This is a genomic window from Cohnella sp. CFH 77786, from assembly GCF_019400745.1.
Lineage (GTDB): Bacteria > Bacillota > Bacilli > Paenibacillales > Paenibacillaceae > Cohnella.
On sequence record NZ_WJIB01000006.1, the window covers coordinates 1 to 21,349 of the forward strand.

23 protein-coding genes are annotated in these 21,349 nt (G+C 57.6%); 7 read left to right on the plus strand and 16 right to left on the minus strand.

What is annotated here, in order from left to right:
* From GE107_RS10785 to GE107_RS10805, 5 genes are all read right to left on the minus strand, one after another.
* A partial coding sequence (locus GE107_RS10785; protein WP_219639841.1) for a hypothetical protein occupies positions 1 to 184 on the minus strand: 184 nt, incomplete at its 3' end.
* Entirely contained in the window at positions 181 to 1,410 is a 1,230-nt protein-coding gene (locus GE107_RS10790; RefSeq protein ID WP_219639843.1) for a putative amidoligase domain-containing protein, read from the minus strand. The genes GE107_RS10790 and GE107_RS10785, both read right to left, overlap by 4 nt.
* 214 nt (positions 1,411 to 1,624) lie before the next feature.
* Positions 1,625 to 2,188, minus strand: coding sequence for an outer spore coat protein CotE (locus GE107_RS10795; RefSeq protein WP_219639844.1), 564 nt, complete (start codon positions 2,186 to 2,188; stop codon positions 1,625 to 1,627).
* A 97-nt stretch (positions 2,189 to 2,285) separates the two neighbouring features.
* Positions 2,286 to 3,296, minus strand: coding sequence for an aromatic acid exporter family protein (locus GE107_RS10800; protein ID WP_219639845.1), 1,011 nt, complete (start codon positions 3,294 to 3,296; stop codon positions 2,286 to 2,288).
* 146 nt (positions 3,297 to 3,442) lie between these two features.
* Positions 3,443 to 4,993 (minus strand): carboxypeptidase M32, encoded by a 1,551-nt coding sequence (locus GE107_RS10805; RefSeq protein WP_219639846.1) that lies wholly within the window; start codon positions 4,991 to 4,993, stop codon positions 3,443 to 3,445.
* 160 nt (positions 4,994 to 5,153) lie between these two features.
* On the opposite strand from GE107_RS10805, the gene GE107_RS10810 reads away from it, so the two are divergent.
* Both GE107_RS10810 and GE107_RS10815 read left to right on the plus strand, forming a co-directional pair.
* On the plus strand, positions 5,154 to 5,507 hold the full coding sequence (locus GE107_RS10810) for an iron-sulfur cluster biosynthesis family protein (protein ID WP_219639847.1): 354 nt from the start codon (positions 5,154 to 5,156) through the stop codon (positions 5,505 to 5,507).
* Positions 5,508 to 5,525: 18 nt separating this feature from the next.
* Positions 5,526 to 6,110 carry a beta-class carbonic anhydrase gene (locus GE107_RS10815; protein ID WP_219639848.1) on the plus strand — a complete coding sequence of 195 codons (585 nt, stop codon included), beginning with the start codon at positions 5,526 to 5,528 and terminating at the stop codon, positions 6,108 to 6,110.
* Positions 6,111 to 6,135: 25 nt separating this feature from the next.
* On the opposite strand, the gene GE107_RS10820 is transcribed toward GE107_RS10815, so the two are convergent.
* Entirely contained in the window at positions 6,136 to 6,681 is a 546-nt protein-coding gene (locus GE107_RS10820) for a DUF309 domain-containing protein (RefSeq protein WP_219639849.1), read from the minus strand.
* A gap of 156 nt (positions 6,682 to 6,837) precedes the next feature.
* Here GE107_RS10820 and GE107_RS10825 point away from each other — a divergent pair, with 156 nt between their 5' ends.
* A complete protein-coding gene (locus GE107_RS10825; protein WP_255570399.1) occupies positions 6,838 to 7,281 on the plus strand; it encodes a hypothetical protein in 444 nt (147 codons plus the stop codon).
* Between the two features lie 6 nt (positions 7,282 to 7,287).
* Positions 7,288 to 7,566: a DUF2653 family protein gene (locus tag GE107_RS10830; protein ID WP_219639850.1), complete on the plus strand. Its 279-nt coding sequence runs from the start codon at positions 7,288 to 7,290 to the stop codon at positions 7,564 to 7,566.
* Positions 7,567 to 7,634: 68 nt separating this feature from the next.
* Here the strand turns inward: GE107_RS10830 and abc-f are convergent, their stop codons facing one another.
* The 7 genes from abc-f to GE107_RS10865 all read right to left on the minus strand — a co-directional run bounded on the left by abc-f (position 7,635) and on the right by GE107_RS10865 (position 16,062).
* Positions 7,635 to 9,236: a ribosomal protection-like ABC-F family protein gene (abc-f, locus tag GE107_RS10835; protein WP_219639851.1), complete on the minus strand. Its 1,602-nt coding sequence runs from the start codon at positions 9,234 to 9,236 to the stop codon at positions 7,635 to 7,637.
* A gap of 366 nt (positions 9,237 to 9,602) precedes the next feature.
* Positions 9,603 to 10,007 (minus strand): CBS domain-containing protein, encoded by a 405-nt coding sequence (locus tag GE107_RS10840; protein WP_219639852.1) that lies wholly within the window; start codon positions 10,005 to 10,007, stop codon positions 9,603 to 9,605.
* 211 nt (positions 10,008 to 10,218) lie between these two features.
* On the minus strand, positions 10,219 to 11,358 hold the full coding sequence (locus GE107_RS10845) for a toxic anion resistance protein (protein ID WP_219639853.1): 1,140 nt from the start codon (positions 11,356 to 11,358) through the stop codon (positions 10,219 to 10,221).
* 24 nt (positions 11,359 to 11,382) lie between these two features.
* Positions 11,383 to 13,071, minus strand: a complete 1,689-nt coding sequence (locus GE107_RS10850; protein WP_219640214.1) for a vWA domain-containing protein — start codon at positions 13,069 to 13,071, stop codon at positions 11,383 to 11,385.
* An 11-nt stretch (positions 13,072 to 13,082) separates the two neighbouring features.
* Entirely contained in the window at positions 13,083 to 13,820 is a 738-nt protein-coding gene (locus tag GE107_RS10855) for a hypothetical protein (protein ID WP_219639854.1), read from the minus strand.
* Positions 13,821 to 14,014: 194 nt separating this feature from the next.
* Complete coding sequence (locus tag GE107_RS10860; protein WP_219639855.1) at positions 14,015 to 14,875, minus strand: arylamine N-acetyltransferase family protein; 861 nt, start codon at positions 14,873 to 14,875, stop codon at positions 14,015 to 14,017.
* A 92-nt stretch (positions 14,876 to 14,967) separates the two neighbouring features.
* The gene (locus GE107_RS10865; protein ID WP_219639856.1) at positions 14,968 to 16,062 is read right to left on the minus strand and encodes a winged helix DNA-binding domain-containing protein; all 1,095 of its coding nucleotides are present in this window, start codon (positions 16,060 to 16,062) and stop codon (positions 14,968 to 14,970) included.
* Positions 16,063 to 16,178: 116 nt separating this feature from the next.
* Here GE107_RS10865 and GE107_RS10870 point away from each other — a divergent pair, with 116 nt between their 5' ends.
* Positions 16,179 to 16,607, plus strand: coding sequence for a VOC family protein (locus tag GE107_RS10870; RefSeq protein ID WP_219639857.1), 429 nt, complete (start codon positions 16,179 to 16,181; stop codon positions 16,605 to 16,607).
* Positions 16,608 to 16,730: 123 nt separating this feature from the next.
* Here the strand turns inward: GE107_RS10870 and GE107_RS10875 are convergent, their stop codons facing one another.
* Entirely contained in the window at positions 16,731 to 17,000 is a 270-nt protein-coding gene (locus GE107_RS10875) for a hypothetical protein (protein ID WP_219639858.1), read from the minus strand.
* 18 nt (positions 17,001 to 17,018) lie between these two features.
* Positions 17,019 to 17,768: a type I methionyl aminopeptidase gene (gene map / locus GE107_RS10880; RefSeq protein WP_219639859.1), complete on the minus strand. Its 750-nt coding sequence runs from the start codon at positions 17,766 to 17,768 to the stop codon at positions 17,019 to 17,021.
* A 178-nt stretch (positions 17,769 to 17,946) separates the two neighbouring features.
* Between map and GE107_RS10885 the strand changes: the two genes are divergently transcribed.
* Positions 17,947 to 18,294, plus strand: a complete 348-nt coding sequence (locus tag GE107_RS10885; RefSeq protein WP_219639860.1) for a helix-turn-helix domain-containing protein — start codon at positions 17,947 to 17,949, stop codon at positions 18,292 to 18,294.
* Between the two features lie 25 nt (positions 18,295 to 18,319).
* Here the strand turns inward: GE107_RS10885 and GE107_RS10890 are convergent, their stop codons facing one another.
* Positions 18,320 to 20,422 (minus strand): sensor histidine kinase, encoded by a 2,103-nt coding sequence (locus tag GE107_RS10890; RefSeq protein WP_219639861.1) that lies wholly within the window; start codon positions 20,420 to 20,422, stop codon positions 18,320 to 18,322.
* Between the two features lie 125 nt (positions 20,423 to 20,547).
* On the opposite strand from GE107_RS10890, the gene GE107_RS10895 reads away from it, so the two are divergent.
* Positions 20,548 to 21,327 (plus strand): response regulator transcription factor, encoded by a 780-nt coding sequence (locus tag GE107_RS10895; RefSeq protein ID WP_255570400.1) that lies wholly within the window; start codon positions 20,548 to 20,550, stop codon positions 21,325 to 21,327.
* The last annotated feature ends 22 nt before the right edge of the window (positions 21,328 to 21,349 follow it).

Here is a 21,349-nt window from a genome sequence, read left to right on the forward strand (position 1 = left end):
TGCGGTTTGCGGTTTGCGGTTTGCGGTTTGCGGTTTGCGGTTTGCGGTTTGCGGTTTGCGGTTTGCGGTTTGCGGTTTGCGGTTTGCGGTTTGCGGTTTGCGGTTTGCGGTTTGCGGTTTGCGGTTTATGCCGGGCGGAGTGCTGGGTATGGTGATAGGTGATGCGGTACGGCAGGCGCCTCACCCAACGGGAATTCCCCACTTGGCCCGAATGTCCGCCGTTTCGTCCCACTTTCGCCCCGCGGCCACGGCTTCGTAAACGAAATCGACGGCTTCGGCGTATTTCCGGTACCCCGCTGTGCGGCGGAGCTCCTCGTAAAATCCGAGAGCCGCTTTCCGCAATCTCGCTTCTCCTTCCCCGCTTTCCGCACGGTCCGTTCCATAGAACGCATCCCGCAGCGCATCCTCGTCGAGCGGCCGCCGGCCGGCCAGCTCCCCGGCGTGCTCGGCCGCAATTTTGGCCAACGACAGCACGCCGAGCGCGAGCCGGCGCGACACCAGCCAGCTGGGCGGAGTGCGGTACTCGAATCCCCCGTGCGGCTGGCGACGGAAATCGCCGAGCGCGCCGTAACGCGGTCTCCTGGCCGCGGCTCCGGGCGGCTCGAGCAGCCGCAGCGGCAGCGCGACGGCGTTGTCGAGCGCGCGCAGCCGCTCGGAAGTCAAGGCGGCGCCGCTCAGATGCACGTGGCCGCCGAGCGGAAGACCGGGCACGGGCCAAGCCCCGGCGCGCCAGATCAGCGGCTCGCGGCCGATTTTCCGCGCGGCGGCGGCCAGCAGCCGGCCGATCGCATCCGCGACGGCGGCCGGCTCTTCCGCCGGCTCCGGGCGCAGTTCGACCAGCGGCCATAGGCGGACGCCCCGCCGAACGACCGAATCGCATCCCGCCGAACCGTCCGGCGGCAAATACCGGGAAGCGGGAACGACCCTCCCGTTCGGGGCCTGCAGCAAGAATTCGGGATCCGCGCCAAGCGTCGCGCGTACGCCAAGCTCCTTCTCTTTCGCCGCAAGCTCCTCCTTTACCCTCCGAATCCGTTCCGTTCTTGCTTCACCTTCTCCCGGCGAGGGCCGCATCGTCCCGGAAATGCCCGCGATCCAGGGCCGTCCCCCTTCGTCCGTGCCCACCAGAACTTGTCCCTCGTCGAGACCGAGCGCGAGCAGCGTCCTCGACGCCGCGCGGGTCACGATCCTGCGAAGCCGGTCATCCGGCTCGAGTCTCGCGGCAGTCTTTCCCGCGGGTCCCGAAGCCCCCCAGACGCGCCGGACGTCCGTCGCTTCCAAGTCGTATATCGTAACCGAAAACGTGCGCCCATCCGCTTGATTGTCGAAACGGAAGCCTTCCCTCCGCAGCCTCCGGACGATTTCATCCGCCGGCAAACGCCCGGCAAGGTCCGCGCCAGCGCCTGTTTTCAAAGCCCGCACCCCCCGCCGAAAACACGGGAAGGGCCGTCCCGCCGGCGGTTGAACGCCGAAGCCGAATGACCCTTCCCTTGTTGCATCCCGAACGGAATCCCATTTGCGGCGCTTTCCACGAAAAATGGGCCGTTCCCGACGTCCCGAAAGGGCATCCGCCCTCGCCTTCGCACCCGCTTCGACATAGACTTAAGTACAGACCCGGGCCTGCGGGTCACAGATCGTCTTCCAACAAGTCGGAATCGAGATCCTCGTAATCCGCGTCGTCGCCGCCGAGCCCGAAATCATGATCCTTTTCGTCGTCATCTCCGTTCGGATCCACCAGGACTCTGACTTTCGTTTCCGCCACCATCTCCACGGCGAACTCTTTCTCCACTCGGATGACCACGGTGGAACCTCCGCCTCCGATCGTCGCTTCCACGCAGTTCGGCTCCTGAGTTGCATCCGCGGAGACTTCTTCCGTGGAGGAGCGGTGCCTGGGGTCCACGTACGAGAGAGGCACGAGATCGACGTAGGAAATGGTCTCTTTGGCCACGTCCGTTTGGGAGTTTTTGCTGTACGAATACCAGATGTTAATATCGTAGGACCCGATCACCTCGATGCCGTCCCCCGATCTTACCGCTTCGTACTGATGATTGATGATCCATGCCCCCAATATGCTGGAAGGATGGTGCGGCGGCTTTACGGTGTGGGTAACCGTCGAAAACTTCCGGCCTTTGCCGCAAACCGCTTTCGTGATGATTTCCCTCCGCTGCAGCCGTCTATCCGCAATAGCCATTCGGTAGACCTCCTCCATACGATCAAGTCACTTAAAGTCTATGCAGGACATTCGTCTAGAGTGACAAAAATGTATCCGTGCACGCACCCTTCAAGCTTTATTCTATGACCGCAGGATCGGAAGAAGACTTCCGTTTTTTGGAGCGTTTCGCGATTTGAAGGCAGCGTTTGAGTTCCCGGGACAATTGCAGAAGCGCCGCCCTTGTCTCGAACTCCTCCCGGGTGGCGGGAAGGGGCATGCGGCGGAAACTCTCTTCGAGCACGCCGAGTTTACGTTCCGTTTCGCCCTCGTAGAATTCGGATTTCACGTCCTGGGACAAGCGGTCGAACAGCCCTGCGATCATCTCCGCTTGCGGAACCTTACTGGATACAAACGCTACCGATTCCATCATCAGTTTGACGGAATCGAGCTGTTCGCGCCTCATATGGAAATAGAGCTGCCAAGGCTCATCCTGCGGGATCAGCCTGTTTTCGCGCGCCCTGTCGGACAAGACGATCCCGCGTTCGATCGCGTCCTCGGCGGCGATCAGTTCTTCTCCCGCCCACAGCGTCTCCGGATCGCGCAGATGGCGGGCCAATTGGACAAATATGGCGGCAAGGGAATCTTCCGTCCTGTCCCGCAGCGCCGTCAGCTTCTTCCCCTCCTTCGGCATATATGCGAGGTTGAACGCCGTCGCCCAGCCCAGACCGATCAGCAGCAGCTGAAGTTCGGCGACCAGCGCGTCGGGGGAAACTTCGCGTTTCGAGAACAGATGGAAAACGACGACCGAGCCGGTCACGATGCCGTCCTTGAGTCCGAAACGCCCGAGCAGCGGGAACGCGATCAGAATATAGATCGACAACACCCAGATATGAAACCCGATAAGCCGGAACAAGGCCATGGCGAGCAGAAGTCCGAGCAGGGACGCGGCAAACCGCGCGAAGACGATCCGCAAGCCCTTCCACCGGGTCGTCTCGACGCCCAGAATCGCGAGCAGTCCAGCGGACAGCGGATTGTCGGCTCCCGCGAACGTCGCCGTCAAGATGGCGGCCAGCGCGGCCGCAGCGGTTTTAATCACCCGGAAGCCGAAATAAGAACGAATGGATCCCCAGACCTTCTCCGGGCGCATCGAAGCTTGTCCCCTTTCTCGCGATCTGTCCGCCGCCGCGGCGGCGAACGTCCCTCCGATCGTAGCCATCGCGGACCAATGCGTCAAATTGATTGCCGCTATTTCATCAAAAAGACGCCCGCACGAAACAGGCGTCTGGCAGGGCATCACTTCAATCGGTAAATCTCCTTGTATTTCCCTTCCAGGTAATCGCAGAGATACGATGATTGCAATTCCTGCCCGCTGATCTGATGGATGATCTCGGAAGGGCGGAGCGATTTCCCGTACCGGTACACTTGCTCCGTCAGCCAAGCCTTGAGCGGGTGCAGGTTGCCGGCCGCGATCTGCTCATCCAAGGAATTGAGCCGGCGCCGCGCGGCATCCATGATTTGGGCCCCGTACATGTTGCCCAAGGAGTACGACGGAAAATATCCGAAATCGCCGCCGGACCAATGCACGTCCTGCAAGACGCCCTCCGCGTCGTTCGGAGGCACGATGCCGAGCGCTTCCTTATATTTCGCGTTCCATACTTCCGGCAGCTCGCGCGCGGACAACCCTTCGTTGAACAGCATCTTTTCGATTTCGTAGCGGATGATGATATGGAGGTTGTAGGTCAGTTCATCCGCTTCGATCCGGATCAAGGACGGTTCCACGAGATTGATGGCCCGGTAGAATTCTTCGGCGGAGACGCTTTCGAATTTGCCGGGAAAATGCTTCTTGAGCTCGGGGAAATAACGATGCCAGAACCCGCGGCTCCGTCCGATCATGTTCTCCCACAGCCGCGACTGGGACTCGTGGATGCCGAGCGAAGTCCCCGTGCACAGAAGGGTGCCGTACAGCTCGGGATCCAGATTCTGCTCGTATAGCGCGTGTCCGCATTCGTGAATCGTCCCGAATAGAGCGCTCATGATATCGTTGGGCCAATAGCGGGTGGTGATTCGAACGTCCCCCGGGTTCAGTCCCGTCATGAACGGATGGACGCTTTCGTCGAGCCGGCCCGCTTCGAAGTCGAAGCCCATTTCGCCCAGGATGAATTTGCTGAACGTTTTCTGCGCTTCGATATCGAACTTGCCCTGCAGGAAGGTTGTATCCGGCCGGTCTCCCTCTTTCGAGATCGCTTCGGCGAGCGGCACGAGGCGGCCCTTCAATTCGCCGAACAGCCGGTCCAAATCCGAAGTCAGCATGCCGGGCTCGTATTGATCGAGCAGCGTATCGTACGGAGTAGTCTTGACGCCCCACAGCTCGATGAAGCGGCGCTTGTAGTCAATGATCTTCTCCAGGTAAGGAAGGAAACCGGGGAAATCGTCCTTCGCTTTCGCTTCCTCCCAGGCGGCTTCGGCTTGCGAGGCCAGCACCACGTATTCGCGGAATAATTCCGGGGGAAGCTTGCGGTTCCGTTCGTAGTCCAGCTTGCACTCTTCCACGTGCCTGCGGTCGATTCGTCCAAGACTGTTCAGCATATCCGGCTCCGAGAGCTTCTCCAGGAGCTCCCCTATTTCGTCGGACGTGGCGAGCCGGAACGATTCGGCGGACAAATCGCCGTACGCTTCGGAACGCAGGTCGATGCCCTTGCGCGGGGCTCCCGTTCTCATGTCCCAGTAAACGACGCTTAAGATTTCCCCGTAGTGCTTGATTCTGCCGGTCAAATCCCGGAATCGTTTGAGAATGTCCGGCTCAGCCGCTTGAGACTCGTTCAAATGGATCCGCCTTCCCTTCATTTGATACATCCTCTTGATCATACCTTCCTGAAAATCTATAATCAACTTACTTGAAGCGGCGGCGGCAGTTCGCCCGGCAGGTGAGAGTTTGACTCCGTCAACTCCCTAGAGCGGTGAGAGTTTGACTCCGTCAAACTCCCTATTAGAGGAGGATTCATCGATGAAAATGGAATGGAGCGCGGAAGCGGTCCGGAGGCTGCGCGAGAAATTCGGGGCCGAGGTCCGCGGATTTCGCCTGGTTTACGATACGGAAGGCTGCGGCTGCGCCGTGAACGGAGTGCCGGCATTATGGTCGGCGGACCGCCCCGAACCGGGTGACGTCGCGGCGGAGAGCGATCCGTTTGCTTTGTGGCATGATCCGCGCCACGCCGTTTTTTTCGACGAAGTGCTGCGAGTCTCCTTCCTGCCGGAGAGACAAAGCTTCCGGCTTTCCAGCGACAGCCAGACCTATACGACGAGACTGGTTTTGGCGGATCGCAGAAGAACGGGAGCGGCCGCCGAAAACCGCAATTAAAGCTTGGAGGGAACGAAAATGCGCAGAATTGACGAAATCTTAAGTTTTAACCAGGAATTCGTGGAGAACAAGGAATACGAGAAATACATGACCACCCGGTTTCCGGACAAGCGTCTGGTAATCGTCACTTGCATGGATACCCGGTTGACCGAATTGCTCCCGAAGGCGATGAACCTGAAAAACGGAGATGCCAAAATCATCAAAAACGCGGGCGCGATCCTGACTTCGCCGTTCGGCAACATCATGCGGAGCATCATCGTCGCTCTCTACGAGCTGGCGGCCGACGAAGTCATGATCATCGGCCACCACGAATGCGGGATGGCGGCCATCGATTCCGAGAAAGTGGTCGCCAAGATGATCGACCGGGGCGTTCCGGAGCATGTCGTGCATACGCTGCACAACTCGGGCGTCAATTTCAGCCGCTGGCTGCGAGGCTTCGACACCGTCCGGGAAAGCGTCGAGAACAGCGTCGACATCGTGCGCAAGCATCCGTTGCTGCCGCCGGGAACGCCGGTTCACGGCCTCATCATCCACCCGGAAACGGGCAAGCTCGAGCTTGTCGTCGATGGTTACGAGTATTTGGGGAACGCTCAGCAAAAATAAAAAGCGAAGGACTGAACCGGCCGGTTCAGTCCTTCTGCCTGTTCAGCCTCTTCCGTTCGGCGGACAAACGGCGGGCTTCGACGACGCGGGTACGGTCTCTCGTCAAATGCCGGTTCACGGTGTCCGCGTCCACCCGGTCCAGCGGCGTGTCCCATTCCCAACCTCGATTCAGGCAAGCCGACTGTGCCGCCTCCTTCAGTGCCGGATCGGCGATCGGCAATTCGATATCCCGGTAAGCGGGCGGCCGCGGACGGCTCCAAGCCACGGCGGCGGCTTGCAGCCTCGCTGCCAGCTCCTCCCCATCCATGCCGAGCTCGGCCATGAGCGCCGGCTCTGCCTCTTCGGCGGCTTTGGCCATCATTTTGCGCGCGCCCGCCCAGTTGCCCCTGCGCGCGTGATAGCAGGCGACGGCAATCCGGATGAAGACGAGCCAGCACCCGGTATGGCGTGTACCCGCTTGCTCCTTCCAATATTCCTCCATGATTTCATGGCATTCGAAATAATCGCGGGAACCATGGTACTCCGCCAGAAAATCGATATAAGCCTTCGGATATCGGTCCATACTGTTCATGTGTCGGCGTTCTCCTTGCGTAAACGGATCGTGATGTTCCCAATATAACGCAAATTCGCGAAACCGGCATCCTTAAATATTTCTGAAACCAAGGCGCCCGGTCTTCGTATTACATCATCAGATTCACCAATATTCTTGACGGAGGGAATATCCTTCATGTGGAAAAAAGCTTTGCTGCTCTTCAGCCTGTTTACGTTTACGTTCGCGGTAACGGCCCCGCTGTACGACAGCGCGGAAGCGAAACCGCGCTCGTTCAGATCCGGAACGAAATCGTTCACGAACACGCCTAACAAATCCCAAAGCTCGGTCAACAGCGGCAGCGCGGCGAAATCTACGACCGGCGCCGCGGCGACGACCGCGAACCGGGGCTTCTTCAGCGGAGGCAGCTTCCTGAAAGGCATGATGATCGGAGGCCTTGCCGGCTTGCTGTTCGGCGGCTTGTTCGGCGGCATGGGCTTCATGGGTAACGTTCTCGGCTTCCTGGTGAACCTGATCGCCATCGTCGCTCTGTTCATGATCATCCGCGCCGTGTTCGATGCGATCCGCAGGCGCCGCTCGGCCCAGCGTCCGGAGTACCCGAACCAACACCGCCGCTGGTAAAACGCCATGAGACTATCGATGGACGAAATCGTCAACGCCGTCTGCCTGAACCTCGCGGACCGGCACCAGGTACCGGTCGAATCGATTCAGGTGGAGCTGCTGTACGACGAGGACAACGGCTTCTCCGCCGAAGTGTGGGTCCAAGGCAGGAGCCGATTCCTGGTCGAGGCGAATCTGAAAGAAGCGATCGTGCGTTACATGGAAACCGAATACGGCCGGCGCGTCTATCCATCCCAAATCACGCTGGACGTCGAAGATGAAATGTGGGCGGACATCGCGGATTAACGCAGGAAAAGGAAACCCCGAACCGGGACAACGTCCGGATTCGGGGTTTCCTTCATTCGGAAGACCGTTTAGCGCTTGTTAAGCTCCTGTCTTAACGCATTCCGGCGGGCAACCAACTCGCGGAAATGGCGGTCCAGCTCCGACGCCTCAACCGGCGGAATGCCGGGCATGCCCAGTTTGCCCAACACTTCGGTCACTTTCGTCTCCACGCGAAGCAGCTCCTCCTCCGCCTCCGTCTTCCCCATCTTCGGAGTCTCCGCCAGACGCTCCCGATCGTCCTGGTACTTCCCGGCAAACGGCACGACTTTACCATCCCGGATATCGAGAACCCGATCGGCCACCCGTTCGACGAAACGCCGGTCATGCGACACGAACAGCACCGTTCCCTCATACTCGGACAGCAGCTGTTCCAGCGCTTCGATCGACGGGATGTCCAGGAAATTCGTCGGCTCATCCATCACCAGAACGTTGATGTCGCTCAGGAAAATTTTCGCGAACGCCGTCTTCACCCTCTCTCCGCCGCTGAGCACGCCGACCGGCTTGAATACGTCGTCTCCCCGGAACAGCAGCCGGGCCAGGACTAACCTTATCGTCGCGTCGGGGTGGACGGCGGTGCCGGCTACGTTCCTCAGCACGCTCCGATCCGGATCGAGGATATCCAGGTTCTGGCTGAAATAGCCGATCCGGACGCCGGGAGAAACGTACACGCCCTCTCCCCCCTCGAGCAGCCGTTTCAGAAGCGTCGTCTTGCCGGCACCGTTGGGTCCGATCAACGCCGTCTTGGTGCCTCTGCCGATGGTGAAACTGGCGCCTTTCCACAGTATCCTGTCTCCGAACGAAGCCGTCAGTCCCTCCGCCCGCAAAGCCGTTTTGCTGGCGAACTCGTTTCCGCCCGGTATGTCCAGCCTGACGTTCGGCAGCTCCCGGGGTTTCTCCACCTTCTCCAGCTTCTCCACGCGAGTTTGCAGCGCTTTGACCGCTTTGTGAACGCCTTTTTGCTGGACGCCTTTACCTGCTTTGTACAGGTTCGATTCCTTCTTGCTCATCCGCTTCGGCGGCTTCATCATTCCGGCAGCTTTAGCCGACTTGGACACGATCGCCTCTTCCAGCTGTTCTTTCTTACGGATATATTCCCCGTACTTCTCCGCGTGCTGACGCTTCTCGAGCTCCCGCATGCTCTCATAGTCGCTGTAATTGCCCGCATAAACGGAAACGACCGCATTTTCGATCGACCAAATCTGCGTGCAGATTCGATCCAAGAAGGCCCGGTCATGGGAAACAATCGCAAGCGCGCCTTCATAGGCGGCCAGCCGCTCCTCCAACTGCCGAATATGATCCGCATCGAGATGCATCGTCGGTTCGTCCGCGAACAGCAGCCCGTGCGGTCCCAGGAGCGCCTGGTCGACATAGCGCCACGTGACCTCCCCGCCGCTCAGGTGGGACGGATTCGGCTTTAGCTGCGGGATGAACGAGACCGGCACCGCGACCGAGACGCTGCCCCGATCCGTCTCCATCCGCCCGGTCAGCACGTTCAGCAGCGTCGTTTTCCCGGCGCCGTTCCTGCCCACGATGCCGATCCGGTCGTTCCGGCCGATTTTGAGCCGCTCCGCCTTGAACAACAGGCGGTCTCCAATCGATAGCTCGAGATGGTTCGCTTCCAAAATCACCATACAAAAAAACCTCCTTGTCCGGGAATCCGGACAGGAGGTTATTCGCCGCGTTCGAACGGGAAATAGACTTGCGCTGCAGCCCCGATCGGGCCGCAGCCAAGCGGTAACCCAGTCCTCCACAACGCATACGTATCCCGTCCGGAAAAATCGCACAAACTTACGATTTTCTCAAGAACAGGATTAGCAGCGCATCGGACTAAAGGTCACCCTTTCCAGCATCGTTACGAATGATGTTATTCGATTCACGCTTGAATTGCAAGCGGATCGAGTCCAGCTTTGGAAGCTTCTCGTGCCTCCGCGGTCGTAAAAAGGAGCAGCTCTCAGCCAACGGGGGCCGCAGCGGCTCCAAGCGTGCCTGCTATGAAGTTAATCCGTAATGTTTCTCGTGTAGTACTCGATGATGTCTTTACGCCGGATGATGCCGATAAAGATACGGTGCTCGTCGGTAACGGGGACGAAGTTCTGATCGGCTGCCAGCTGCAGCATATCATCCAGATCGGCTTCGATCTCCACGGATTCGTTATGAATCCGGCGTTTGATCTCTTTGACGATGACGGTGCCCAAATTGTGGAAATCCAATCCGGGGGTGTACTTCATTTTCCAAAGCAGGTCCCCTTCGGATAACGTGCCCACGTATTTCCCCTCGCCGTCGATCACGGGAATGGCTGTCAAATGATGGCGCTCGAGCATTTCGATCGCATCCTGCATGCTCGCGGATAAATCGATATAGGCCACTTTCTCTTTGGGGAACAGAAAATCGGATATTCGCATCGGCCGGCATCCCCTTTCCGATTGATTAGTTCCGATTTTATCGATTGTGGGCGAAACCGTCAAATCGGAATCGGATGGGAAGACATTACAAGTGGCCTCCGCATTTTCGAGCCTCTACCCGTCCGCCCAAGGAAATCAAAAACGCGCGCCACCTTGGGCGCGCGTTCAGGCATTTTCCGCAACCGCTTCTTCCGATTCCATTTCTTCCCTGTCACAGCCCCAGCTTGTGCCCCTTCTCGAGCCGCTGGATCTGCTTCTCGCCTTGATCGGCGAGCTCCCGGAACCGGCCGATCGTCTCCCGCATTTTCGGCAACGCTTCCTGCTTGTAGGTGCTGATCGATTCCAGAGCAGACAAAACATCCGCGAAGGCTTGCTTCAACGTGTCCACGGAAATGCTCGTTTCCAGCGATTGCTTATGAATTTCGGCACCCTGCTCCTTCAACATTTTCGAGGTGCCGGCGATCAAATTGTTCGTCGTTTCGTTCAGCAGCTCGATTTTCTTCAGCACGATCTTCTGATTGTAAAGCGCGCTTGCCACCGTGACGGAGATCTTGAGTGCCGATATCGTCACGTTCTTCGCGCGGTCAACCCCGCGGATCAATTCTTTGTTGTTCCGGATCACCACCTCGATCGCCATGATCCCCTGCTGATTGACCACCAGCATCTGCTGCAGATCCATGAGCCGCTGACGTAATGGGAACAGCACTTCGTCGGTGATGAAACGGATTTTGTCCGGGTCTTCCCCACGCTGTTTGGCCGCTTCGATTTGCGCTTCGATCGATTGGTCCATCAAGGTGCCCAGCTGGATTTCCTTCTGAAGCTTCTTGGTCAGATCCCGAAGCGCCTGCTGCTCGATCTCGAGCGTCGTATTGTCGTTCTTGAGCGTCGTCTTGCCTTTATCCAAGGAGGTTACGATATCCGCGATGACGGAATCGGCTTTCTGGTATTTCAGGAAGTAAGCGCGAATCGGATTGAACAGCTTTCCCAGGAAACCCCTCTTCGCGAAATCGATCAAGCTCGGATCCAAATCCTTCAATTGCGTATGAAGCTCGGCCAATCCTTTCGCCACTTGGCCGCCTTCATCCCCCGTCCTAGAGAGATGGCCGACCGAAACCTGCAGCAACGCGTTTTTCTCCGACGACGACTTCATCGTGCCCATCCCGAAGGCTTCAATGGATTGCAGAATCTCTTTCCGTTTCTCCAGCGACTCGATATCGAGAGACAGGATCGCGGAGACGTTGGAGTCGGCGAGTTCCTTGAGCTTCGCCACTTCCTCGGGAACCGGTTTTACCTCTTGCTCGATCGCTGCTTTGATTTCTTCCGGACTGGCGACTTCCATCGAAAACGACATGGCCATCCTCCTCGAGTTTATCGGTTACATTTGGGCGTTGAACAAATTTCCGATTTTGTAAACCACATCGTCCGTATCCGCGTTGATGCTCGCGGCCTCGTTGATGCTCGAAATGCTTTGGAGCGCTTTGATGTTGGCATTATAGCCGATCGTGTAAATCGGGATCTTGTAGTTCTCGATCAACTCTTTGATATCCTTCAGCGAATGGCCCTCATTCGTCTCCCCGTCGCTGAGCACGAAAATCAGCGGTTTGACGTTCGGATTGTTCGCCAATTCGTCCTGCAGCATCTTCAAAGCGACGATCACCCCGTCGAACGTCGCCGTACCGCCGCCGGATTGGAGACTGTCCACCGCTCCTACGAACATGGACTGTTGGTTCGTGTCGAACTTGCCGATGGGCAAACGGATGGTCACATCGTCCGAGTAGGACACGAGGCCGATCAGGTTGTCTTTGCCCAAATACTTCTGACCCTTCAGCAGGGACTCTTTCAAGCGGTTTATCGGCTCGCCGGCCATGCTGCCGGAGACGTCGGCGACGAATACCGCGGCAATGGGCTTATTCCCGTTCTTCTTCTCTTTCCACACCTTTTGCGCGGAGGAGAGCAGACTTCCGTCCATCGCGGCGATTTCCGACTTATAGTCCTCCAACTGATTGAAGCCCTTGTCCTTGGCCGATTGTTGATACTTGTCCTGCGACAGGAATTCCGCGAATTTCTTGATGATGTCCAGCTTCTCCTGCGGCAAGTCGCCCAGCGCGTACAACGGACTGTCGTGCCTGACGCCGAATGGCGTGAATACGTACCCGTTTTTCAGATCCCCTGCATTAACGTAGGTTTGATACTCCAAAACGAAGCCGTCCAGTGCCCCCGATTTCGCAGCGTCGCGCATTTGGATCGTGGTGGAAGCGATAAAAGGCACGTTCGCTTGGAACTTCTCGAAGCCTTGAACCGCTTTGTCGCTTAACGGATTGGCGCTGTCGAACGTTTGGAGCGCGGTAACGAGAAAGTTCAAGCCCGTGGAACTCGCGAACGGGTCGGTGTACCCCATCGCGAATTCGTTATTGGAGATCGCTTCCGTCACGGTTTTGACATTCACCGCTCCATACGTGTCCACCAGCGCGTCGTATTTCGATTTGGCGATGACGATGCCGGGCACGTTCCCGACGAGTCGTTTGGCGACCAGCTGCGCTTTCACTCCGCTCGCTTTCACCATTTCTCCCCACAGCTCGTTGGATGGCGTGAATGCGTCGGGAACGTATTTGCCGGATTTGATGTAGTCCGCCGCCGTACCCGAAGCGATGTTGCGGATCTTCACCGAGGCGGGTTTGCCGTCTACGGCGATATTCGCCTGGTTAAACGCCGTCGCCGCCTCGGTCAGCCATCCATCCTCGCCGCTGCCCGATTTTTCCGTCGAAGAGAAGATCTCCACGAATTGGTCCGTCGTGTTGTTCACGGTGATCGGGAATTTGGAGATGTCCGGAAGCGACTCCGCGATATCGATCGGATCCAAGTCGATCTGGCCTTTCACCGGCGTTTCCGTCGTAACCGCGACATCGGAATACAGCTTGCTTAATCGTTTGCCCGCGTTTTCCGAAGTGACCTGGTTTTCGGATTTGCCCCAATTCGAGGTGAGGTTGACCCCGAAATAGACGAAGGCGAACACCAAGACCAGGATGATTCCAGAGGTAACATAGAATTTGGCTTTGCTTGGCATCATGGCACCTCTTACGATTTATAATATTTCGTTAGCTTAATTAACGAGTCGATTTCCCTCATGCAGGGCATGTTTTCGATCTCGTTCGGATCCAATCCGTCCAACCGGGATATTTCCAGCAGCAGCCGATCCAATTTCAGGAGGATCTCCTCGTTGGTGCCGAGCGAGCCTTTGACGAATGCCAGAAACTCCTCGTACAGCTTCGCTTTTTCCTGAATCAGCTCCGGAGAAAGTTTCGCCGACGGTTGGCGCATCGTACGCTTATAATCGGATTCGTCGAATACGCTCAGCCGGCCCAAGATGCTCCGTACATTCAAATAAAAGAGCTTCTCGACTTCCTCGATGACGCCGGAGAACTTCTTGAAGCTGATCTCGGCGGGATCGAACCTTTCTTTCAGGACGTCGAACAAGCTTTCCCGCTTTTTCCGGATCCGCTCCAACTGCTCCAAGGCGAGCATCATGTCATCCTCGAGCGCCTTCACGCTTTTGTAGCGGGTCAACGCATCCACATAATCGTCGTGCGTTCGGATTTGCTTGATCGGTACCTTAACGGGTTGTTTGAACAGGATCGTATAGCTTCCATAAATAATCGTTAAGGCACTTGCGCAGAGCAAGGTTGCCCCGATAGCGGTCGACAGCGCGCTTGCGCCGAGCCTTAGTCCGATAAATCCGGGCGAGAGCACGAGAATATCGATAACCGCCACGCCGGTAATAAGAGCCATCAGTTTCGAGAACTTGGCGGCAGTCAATCCGGATACCTCCTTCATTCCCACATTAGGAATACGTCGGGCCGTCGGAAAAGTGACATGTTTTTCCTGATGGAACGGATACACCCTTAAGGACAGTTCGACATCTTCCTTCATTTTCCTTTCTTTTTTTGCCGGCACCTCGCGAAGTCGCGACACATACGAAAAACACGCCGCTTGGGCGTGTTTGCTTCCAGCTATGATTTGACCCGTTTCCACTCCTCGTGCTTGCTCCGGGCTTTCTTCCACAAATCATCCCGTTCCAGGCGGCTATAGTTCGCCAAGGTTTCGCCGAATACGTCCCCCAAGACCTCGAACCAGCGGGTTTTCGTCTGAATTTCCGTTTTCCGAGTGCCGTTCCCGTCCCGATTCGACCAAACGCAGCCCCTGAGCTCGTTGCTGCCGCCGGCATGCCGGTGCCGGACCAGGAACAGGTCAATCCACGGAGACTCGGGCGAGCGGCTGTAATGCTCGTGTTTCGGCTTGAACTCTTCCAGAGACGGGAGAACCTCGGGATCGTAGTCGACGCCGGCAAACGAGGCTTGAGGATCGTGAACCAGCCTCCAGCCGTTCTGGACCACGCGGGATTCCGTCACCGCATATCGCAAGGGCCCTTGTTCATAGTTCCCCGCCCGAAGCGGCAGCGGCTCGTATGGCATATCGCCCAATCCGACATCGGCGATCCAGCTCTCTTCTTCTCCCCGCTCATTCTCCATATTGACCGTCATGCCGAGATGAAACGAATTGATTCGGGGCTCCTCGCCCAATGGCTGAACGCCTGCCCGATGCCACGATACGCGATAGCCCAACGACCGCAGAAGCTCGCTGAACGCTCCGTTCAGGTGGAAGCAGTAGCCGCTTCTTCCGCTTAGCAACAGCTGCACGGATGCTTTGAGATCGATGGAGACCGGTTTGCCGGCAAAAATATCGACGGTTTGCCACGGAACGTTCCGCACATGGGCTTGGTGGAGCTCGATTAAGTAAGGTAATGTCGGCGGCTGTCTGTCCGGGATTCCGATTCTTCTAAGGTAAGCTTTGATTTCATCGTTCGTTAACATGGGTTTTCGGTCACCTCTTGAAACTCGTTTTCTTTTAATGTTACCGTTTGGTTACCTTTATGATACGTTACCAAAAAGTAACGTGTCAAGTCTCATTCCAGCAGCCGGATGTCCGTCGAAACGAGTGGCTGCTCCATGAACGCGCAGTACCGGCCGGCTGCTTCGATCAGACCCTCTTCGCGATCTTGGCCGGGAACGAACAGGCGGATCTCGATGTCGATCCCTTTTTTCTTGACGGTTCGTTTCCATAGACCCGCGACTTGGCCGTCGATGACGACGGTCGGCATGAAGACTCCGTTGCCCCCTGGGACGATATAAGGCGCGTGTTCCGGTTTCAACACACGGCCGCGATCCTTATACCCGAGCAAATATTCGTCGAAGCCCGGAATCAAATAGACGCCTGTCCTCTCGTCCGAAGTATCCGCTTGCGAGGATGATGCCAGCCAGTATTCCTGACCGCCGAATTTCTCGACCATCAACAGGCTCCGCGCCAATTCGACGGCTTTCCTGGCGTCCGCAAGCGTCATCCCTGTCCACCAGGCGAAATCGGGAACGGTGGCAGGCCCGTGTCCTTGATAATACCGCACCGCCAATTCGGCAAGCCCTGCATCCGGAGGCATATCCTTGGCCCCGGACACCCACTCTTCCAGCAAAGCGAACGTTTGCTGCTTGCCTTCCTTCGGTCCAAGGCAAATCAAGCCTTCCTGCGCGAAATGCCAGAGCATATGGTAACCCCGCTGCCCGTCGGTGCGGATTCCCGCTTCCTTCAGCCTATGCATCAGATCGGTCCTGGACACCCGTTTGTGCCCGCGCAGGGCATCATAGACCAAATGCTTGCCGCGTTCCATGATCTCCGGGGTGAGCTCCAATTGCTGCAGCCTGCGCTTATCCTGCGCCAGAACGCGCGGCGCGAGCAGCTTCAACATCCACTTCGCGTCCTCCGCCGGCACCATATGGATCGTGCCGCGCATCAGCCAAGTGAGCAGAATTTTTCCATCTTCGATGCTTCGTTCGACCGCCGCGACGGACGCGTCAGCCGTTCGTAATCCGACAGCCCAGAGGGCTTGGTGATAATCCTGCGCCTGCAAAGCTCCGAGTCGGAGGACGGCCTGTTCGGGCTTGCCCGGTTTTCCGCCCGCGATCCTATGATTAAGCAGCCTGCGGTATGGAATATTCGGCTCGGTCATGGGCCTGTCTCCTCCCATCGTCGTCATGCACCATTGTAACACTTCATTGGCATTTTTTCCGCTCAATGCTACAATATGGACTAGCAACATTTAACATTTTGCAGGGAGTGAAAAAAATGGCCGTAGAAGCTTACCTGAACTTCAACGGGAATTGCCGCGAAGCCGTAGAATTCTATGCGCAAGTGTTCGGAAACGAGAACCCCCAAATCATGACGTTCGGGGAAGCGCCTTCCGATCCGAGATATCCGCTGCCGGAAGAAGCCAAAAACCTGGTGATGCACGCCCGTCTGACGATCAGCGGAAGCCGGGTCATGTTCTCGGACGTTTTCCCCGGTATGCCCTTCACCCTCGGCAACAACGTAAGCCTCACAATAGTCAGCCAGGATCTCGAGGAAATCAAATCCGCCTTCCATCAGCTCAAAGAAGGCGGCAAAGTTGGCATGGAGCTGCAGGAAACGTTCTGGAGCAAATGTTACGGCAACCTGACGGACAAGTTCGGCATCGAATGGCAGTTCAATTATGATTCCGGGGAGTTCTCGATGTAGACGGTACGGGAGTCTGCCTTAAGCCAAGGAAAGAAAAAGAGCGATTAAGCGGACGTAAGCCGCTAATCGCTCTTCTCATGTTCCGGTAACCGTTACAACGCCATCTCCATGTGTCAGGTAAGCTCATGCGTTCAGTTTACTGATAGCTGCTTCAACCAAATCGTCGAAGAAATCGTCGTCCTGCTCGATCGCTTGTTCGACGGCTTCGATATCCTGTTCGCTGCCCGATTCGTTCAGGAAATTCAGCGAATAATTCCAATCGTCCATCCGCTCTTCGCTCTGCAGCGTCAATTCATACGGCTGCTTGTGCCCCTCCACCTCGAACCGAACGTAACCTAGATAGCCTTCCCGCTCACTATGCGCCATTTGCGCGTCCATTACTTTCGCTTTCATCGTATTCCCCCTCTCGTTTCACACGGCCGTCAGAATGATCGGTTCTCCGCGCGTCACCACGATCGTATGCTCGAATTGGGCAACCAGGGTGCCTTCCGGGCACACCAGTCCCCATCCGTCCTCCGCTTCCTCCACCAACTCCGCGCCGTTCGTCAGGAACGTTTCGACAGCCAGCACGAGCCCGTTCGTCAGCAACCGCCCGTCGCGAGGGTCGCGGAAATTGAGAATGTCGTCGGGCTGCTCGTGAAGCGCACGGCCGATACCGTGTCCCGCCAAATTTCGGATGACGCGGAAGCCGTCCGCCTTCGCTTCCCGTTCGATGACCCGGCCGATCTGATTCACCCGGGTTCCCGCCCTGGCTTGCCCGATCGCTCGGGTCAGCGCTCTGCGGGAGCTGTCGCACAGCTTCTCCTGCACGGCTGAACGATAGGGAGGAACGACCATCGTTGCACCCGTATCCGCGTAATAGCCGCCGAGCTCCGCGGAGACGTCGATATTGACCATATCGCCTTCCCGCAGCGCGGTCTGTCCGGGGATTCCGTGCGCCGCCACGTGGTTCAAGCTGATGCAGGTCGTCCCGGGAAACCCGTACGTCCGGTTCGGCGCGGATACCGCCCCGTGCCGATCCAGTACGGTTTTGCCGATGCGGTCCAATTCGGCGGTCGTGATGCCCGGTCGAACGTTCGCAAGCATCTCTTCGCGGGCCATGGCGACGATTTTGCCGATTCGCCTCATGGAGATCAGTTCGTTTTCGGATTCAATGGTCAACGCCTTCTCCTCCATCTTTCATGGGAATACCCTCATTATACGCTTTCCCGGCTTTCTCCATAGGCTGGGTTTGAGGGAGAAAGCGCAAACATTTTCGGCCGAAGCCCTTGACATGATACATTTTGTATCATAAATTACAGATAGGGTTTAGTCGAAATATTGTCAAGGAGATATGCTTATGAACATGGGAGAGCGTCTGAGAGAACTCCGGCTCCGGCGCAATATATCGCAAGAGGAAGTGGCCCGGCATATCGGCATTACCCGTTCGGCGTACAGCCACTACGAAATCAACAACCGGCAACCTGTATACGAGACGCTGATCAAGCTCGCCGCTTTTTTCGACGTGTCCTTGGATTATATTATCGGAGGCACCGCCTCGAAGCACAAATCCGAAACCTCGGATGCCCAGGATACGCGGGAAATCATGTCGCTTCTTCAGCATATGGACCAGGAACAGCGCAGAAAGTCCATCCGATTGATGAACGATTTGATCCTGAAAGATCCTAAGGAAGGCAGCGGCAGCTGACGGGGCCGTGAACCGCGAGCGCCCGTCAAGTTGGAGATTCGCTTGCTGCCCTTACCCGCAACGGCAGCATAATCCGGAACGCGCCTCCGCCCTCCGGCCGGTTATATGCCCCGATGGAGCCTCCGTGCAACTCCACGATTTCCCTCGAAATGGCAAGTCCCAGACCGCTTCCCCCGGAAGAGGAATGACGGGACTTGTCTTTCTTGTAGAACCGGTCGAATATATGAGGCAGATCGTCCGGGTGAATGCCGGTGCCGCTGTCTTCCACCGTGATCTCCGCCATTCCGGCTTCCGGGGAAGACTTGAGCGTAATGCCGATCATTCCGCCACGCGGCGTATACCGCACGGCGTTGTAGAGCAGATTGGCGAACACCCGGTCCATCCGGCGCGCATCGATCTGCACCTCAACCGGAGCATCTTCTTCGGATCCCAATTTGCAGACGAAGAATATCCCCTTCTCTTTCATGTCCATCCCGTATTGCTCCAGAAGCCGTTCTCTCCACTCTTCCAGCGCGACGCTGTCGCGCGACAGCTCCACCCTGCGGGCTTCGAGCACCGAAAGCTCGAACAGGTCGTGAATAAGTCCGTTCAAGCCCTCCACTTTGCCCAGCATGAGGCGGATCGTCGATTCCCGCTGCTTCGCGTCGCTGATCACGCCGTCCCTCAGCGCCTCCAGATATCCTTGCAGGAGCGTGATGGGCGTCCGCAAATCGTGCGAAATGTTGCTGATCAGCTGGCGGCGCGACTGCTCCATGCGCTCGAGCCCCGTTTTCGCTTCCTCCAGCGTCTCGTATGATTTGCGAAGCTCTTCCGTACGCTCGGCGATCCGCTCCTCCAAGCGGTCGTTCCATTCCTTCAATTCCACGGACATCTGCTCCGCCCGCTCGAATGTTCTTGAGGACCTAAGCGCGATGATGAAGGAATTCATGATGATCAGGAACAGCAGGCCGAAAGGCACGAGATCCGTCGACCGCCACCAACCGTTGTAGAACAGCATGTCGTTGACGACCGCGGCGACCATGACCGCCACGCCCGTCAACGCCAACCAGGCCCCTTCCCGTTTCCGGTATCCGCTTAATAGCAACCCCGAGATGATCAGCAAGCAATTCGCCAGGACGTAGACCTGGTAGGCGGCGAGCCACGACGTAAAGACGACGGTCGGCAGCAAAGCCGATCCCGCCGTCAGCAGGACGGCCGCCGCACCCGAAGCGACAACCCAGCTCCGTCGCAATTCCCCGGGATACATCCGGTGATAATGGGCTAGTCCTGTCCACCCGCTCAGGACAAACGCGATATATTCGAGACGGACCGAGGTTTGCCAATTCAGGATGGAGAACCAGCGGACCAGGAATCCTTCCCCGATCACTCCCATCCGCAGCGCCACGAGCAAACAGAGCAAAGCGAAAAAAAGGTTGGCGTATTCCTTCCGCCGCAGCGCGAACAGCCCGAGATGATACAAGCCGATCATGAGCAGGCAGCCGAAGACGATGAGCTCCTGCGCGGCGCTCCGGGACTGCAGCCGGTCGATTTGTTCGGCGGTACCCATGATCAGGTCGGTGCGGATGCCGCCGTGGCGGTGGTAGAAATTGGCGACGAACAGGCGGATGTCGACGACGCTGCCCGGAGAGGTAATGTAAGCGGTGCCCGGCAGCTGGAACGGAACGGTGCGGGCCGCATCCGGGCCGACACGCCCGCGGGATAGGGATCGCTTCCCGTCAATATACATTTCGTAGGAGGTGGATATGTTCGGCACCCGAATCGCGAGCAAATCGCGGTCGTTCCGGAGGATAATTTTGAGGCGATACACTGCGTAACCGCAATCCGGGATGCGATTCCCGTTCTCGGCGTTGTCGTCGCTCCACATGCCGGGCACGTCCATCAGCTTCGGATCTCCAGGCCGCGTTCCGCTCACGGGAGCGATCCACTCGAATTGCCACCGTCCGGCCAGCGGAACGATGCCGTCGCGGTCCCAATCCCATGCGGAGAGATCAAGAACGCCGTTCTCCGCGAGCGGATGCGGCACCGTTTCCCCTGCGGGGCTCCGGCTCGCCAGCATCAGCAGGATGACCACGGCCAGCAGCAGCCATCCCAATCTTCCCTTCCAGCCGAGCCGACGGCCGACTTCCATGCCTTTCACTCCCGACCGATTCCGCGGATCCGTCCGCAAGAATGTTTTCGTTCGTCATTGTAACGGTGCATTGATTCGGCGTCAACGCTTTCGTTATAATGGGAGGAAGCTTGAGGAGACCGCATTTGTTTGGGGGAAATGTCGTGAACGGGCCGGCAGCCGACATCCTGGTCGTAGACGATGAAATGGAAATCACGGATTTAATCAGGCTTTATTTGGAAAGAGAAGGTTTTTCGGTTCACACCGCCGATAACGGCACCGAAGCGATACGGATGGCGGAGCGGCTTCAGCCCGATCTGATCATCCTGGACGTATTGCTCGGCAAACCCGACGGCATCGAGGTATGCCGGACGCTGCGAGGAGGTCCGTGCGCGGACGTCCCGATCCTGTTCGTGAGCGCCAAGGGCGAGGACGGCGACATCATAACCGGCCTGTCCGAGGGAGGGGACGACTACATCACCAAGCCTTTCAGCCCGAGTCAGCTGGTTGCCCGCGTCCATGCGCATATCCGGCGGCGCCGGATGAACGAGAAAACGCAAGACGATCATCCGCCCGCCCTTTCGTTCCCGGGCCTCGAAATCGATTTCCGAAGCCTGGAGGTTAGACGCGGCGGTGAGAAAATCCCCTTGTCCGTCAAAGAGTTCGAGCTTCTGGCCGTCATGGCCCGCCAGCCGAACCGCGTGTTCCCGCTCGACGAGCTCTACCGTCGCGTTTGGCAGACGGAGAGCATGGGCGATACCCGCACCTTGATGGTGCATGTCAGCAACCTGCGCAAGAAGGTCGAAGCCGACCCTTCCCGCCCGCTGTGGGTCCAGACCGTCCGGGGGTTCGGGTACCGGTTCTGTCCGGATGCCGGCGCCGAAGTCGGATCCATACCGGAGCAAGACCCATCGCATTATATCTGAACGGTAAAGGAAGTAACGAAAT

Excerpts from the sequence above, each read along its gene's own strand:
- GE107_RS10805 (WP_219639846.1), bottom strand. The coding sequence starts at position 4,993 with ATGAAGGGAAGGCGGATCCATTTGAACGAGTCTCAAGCGGCTGAGCCG.
- GE107_RS10825 (WP_255570399.1), top strand. The coding sequence starts at position 6,838 with ATGTGGAAAAAAGCTTTGCTGCTCTTCAGCCTGTTTACGTTTACGTTC.
- GE107_RS10850 (WP_219640214.1), bottom strand. The coding sequence starts at position 13,071 with ATGCCAAGCAAAGCCAAATTCTATGTTACCTCTGGAATCATCCTGGTC.
- GE107_RS10840 (WP_219639852.1), bottom strand. The coding sequence starts at position 10,007 with ATGCGAATATCCGATTTTCTGTTCCCCAAAGAGAAAGTGGCCTATATC.
- GE107_RS10795 (WP_219639844.1), bottom strand. The coding sequence starts at position 2,188 with ATGGCTATTGCGGATAGACGGCTGCAGCGGAGGGAAATCATCACGAAA.
- GE107_RS10845 (WP_219639853.1), bottom strand. The coding sequence starts at position 11,358 with ATGTCGTTTTCGATGGAAGTCGCCAGTCCGGAAGAAATCAAAGCAGCG.
- GE107_RS10865 (WP_219639856.1), bottom strand. The coding sequence starts at position 16,062 with ATGACCGAGCCGAATATTCCATACCGCAGGCTGCTTAATCATAGGATC.
- GE107_RS10890 (WP_219639861.1), bottom strand. The coding sequence starts at position 20,422 with ATGGAAGTCGGCCGTCGGCTCGGCTGGAAGGGAAGATTGGGATGGCTG.
- GE107_RS10870 (WP_219639857.1), top strand. The coding sequence starts at position 16,179 with ATGGCCGTAGAAGCTTACCTGAACTTCAACGGGAATTGCCGCGAAGCC.
- GE107_RS10810 (WP_219639847.1), top strand. The coding sequence starts at position 5,154 with ATGAAAATGGAATGGAGCGCGGAAGCGGTCCGGAGGCTGCGCGAGAAA.
- GE107_RS10800 (WP_219639845.1), bottom strand. The coding sequence starts at position 3,296 with ATGCGCCCGGAGAAGGTCTGGGGATCCATTCGTTCTTATTTCGGCTTC.
- GE107_RS10875 (WP_219639858.1), bottom strand. The coding sequence starts at position 17,000 with ATGAAAGCGAAAGTAATGGACGCGCAAATGGCGCATAGTGAGCGGGAA.
- abc-f (WP_219639851.1), bottom strand. The coding sequence starts at position 9,236 with ATGGTGATTTTGGAAGCGAACCATCTCGAGCTATCGATTGGAGACCGC.
- GE107_RS10860 (WP_219639855.1), bottom strand. The coding sequence starts at position 14,875 with ATGTTAACGAACGATGAAATCAAAGCTTACCTTAGAAGAATCGGAATC.
- GE107_RS10885 (WP_219639860.1), top strand. The coding sequence starts at position 17,947 with ATGAACATGGGAGAGCGTCTGAGAGAACTCCGGCTCCGGCGCAATATA.
- GE107_RS10820 (WP_219639849.1), bottom strand. The coding sequence starts at position 6,681 with ATGAACAGTATGGACCGATATCCGAAGGCTTATATCGATTTTCTGGCG.
- GE107_RS10830 (WP_219639850.1), top strand. The coding sequence starts at position 7,288 with ATGAGACTATCGATGGACGAAATCGTCAACGCCGTCTGCCTGAACCTC.
- GE107_RS10815 (WP_219639848.1), top strand. The coding sequence starts at position 5,526 with ATGCGCAGAATTGACGAAATCTTAAGTTTTAACCAGGAATTCGTGGAG.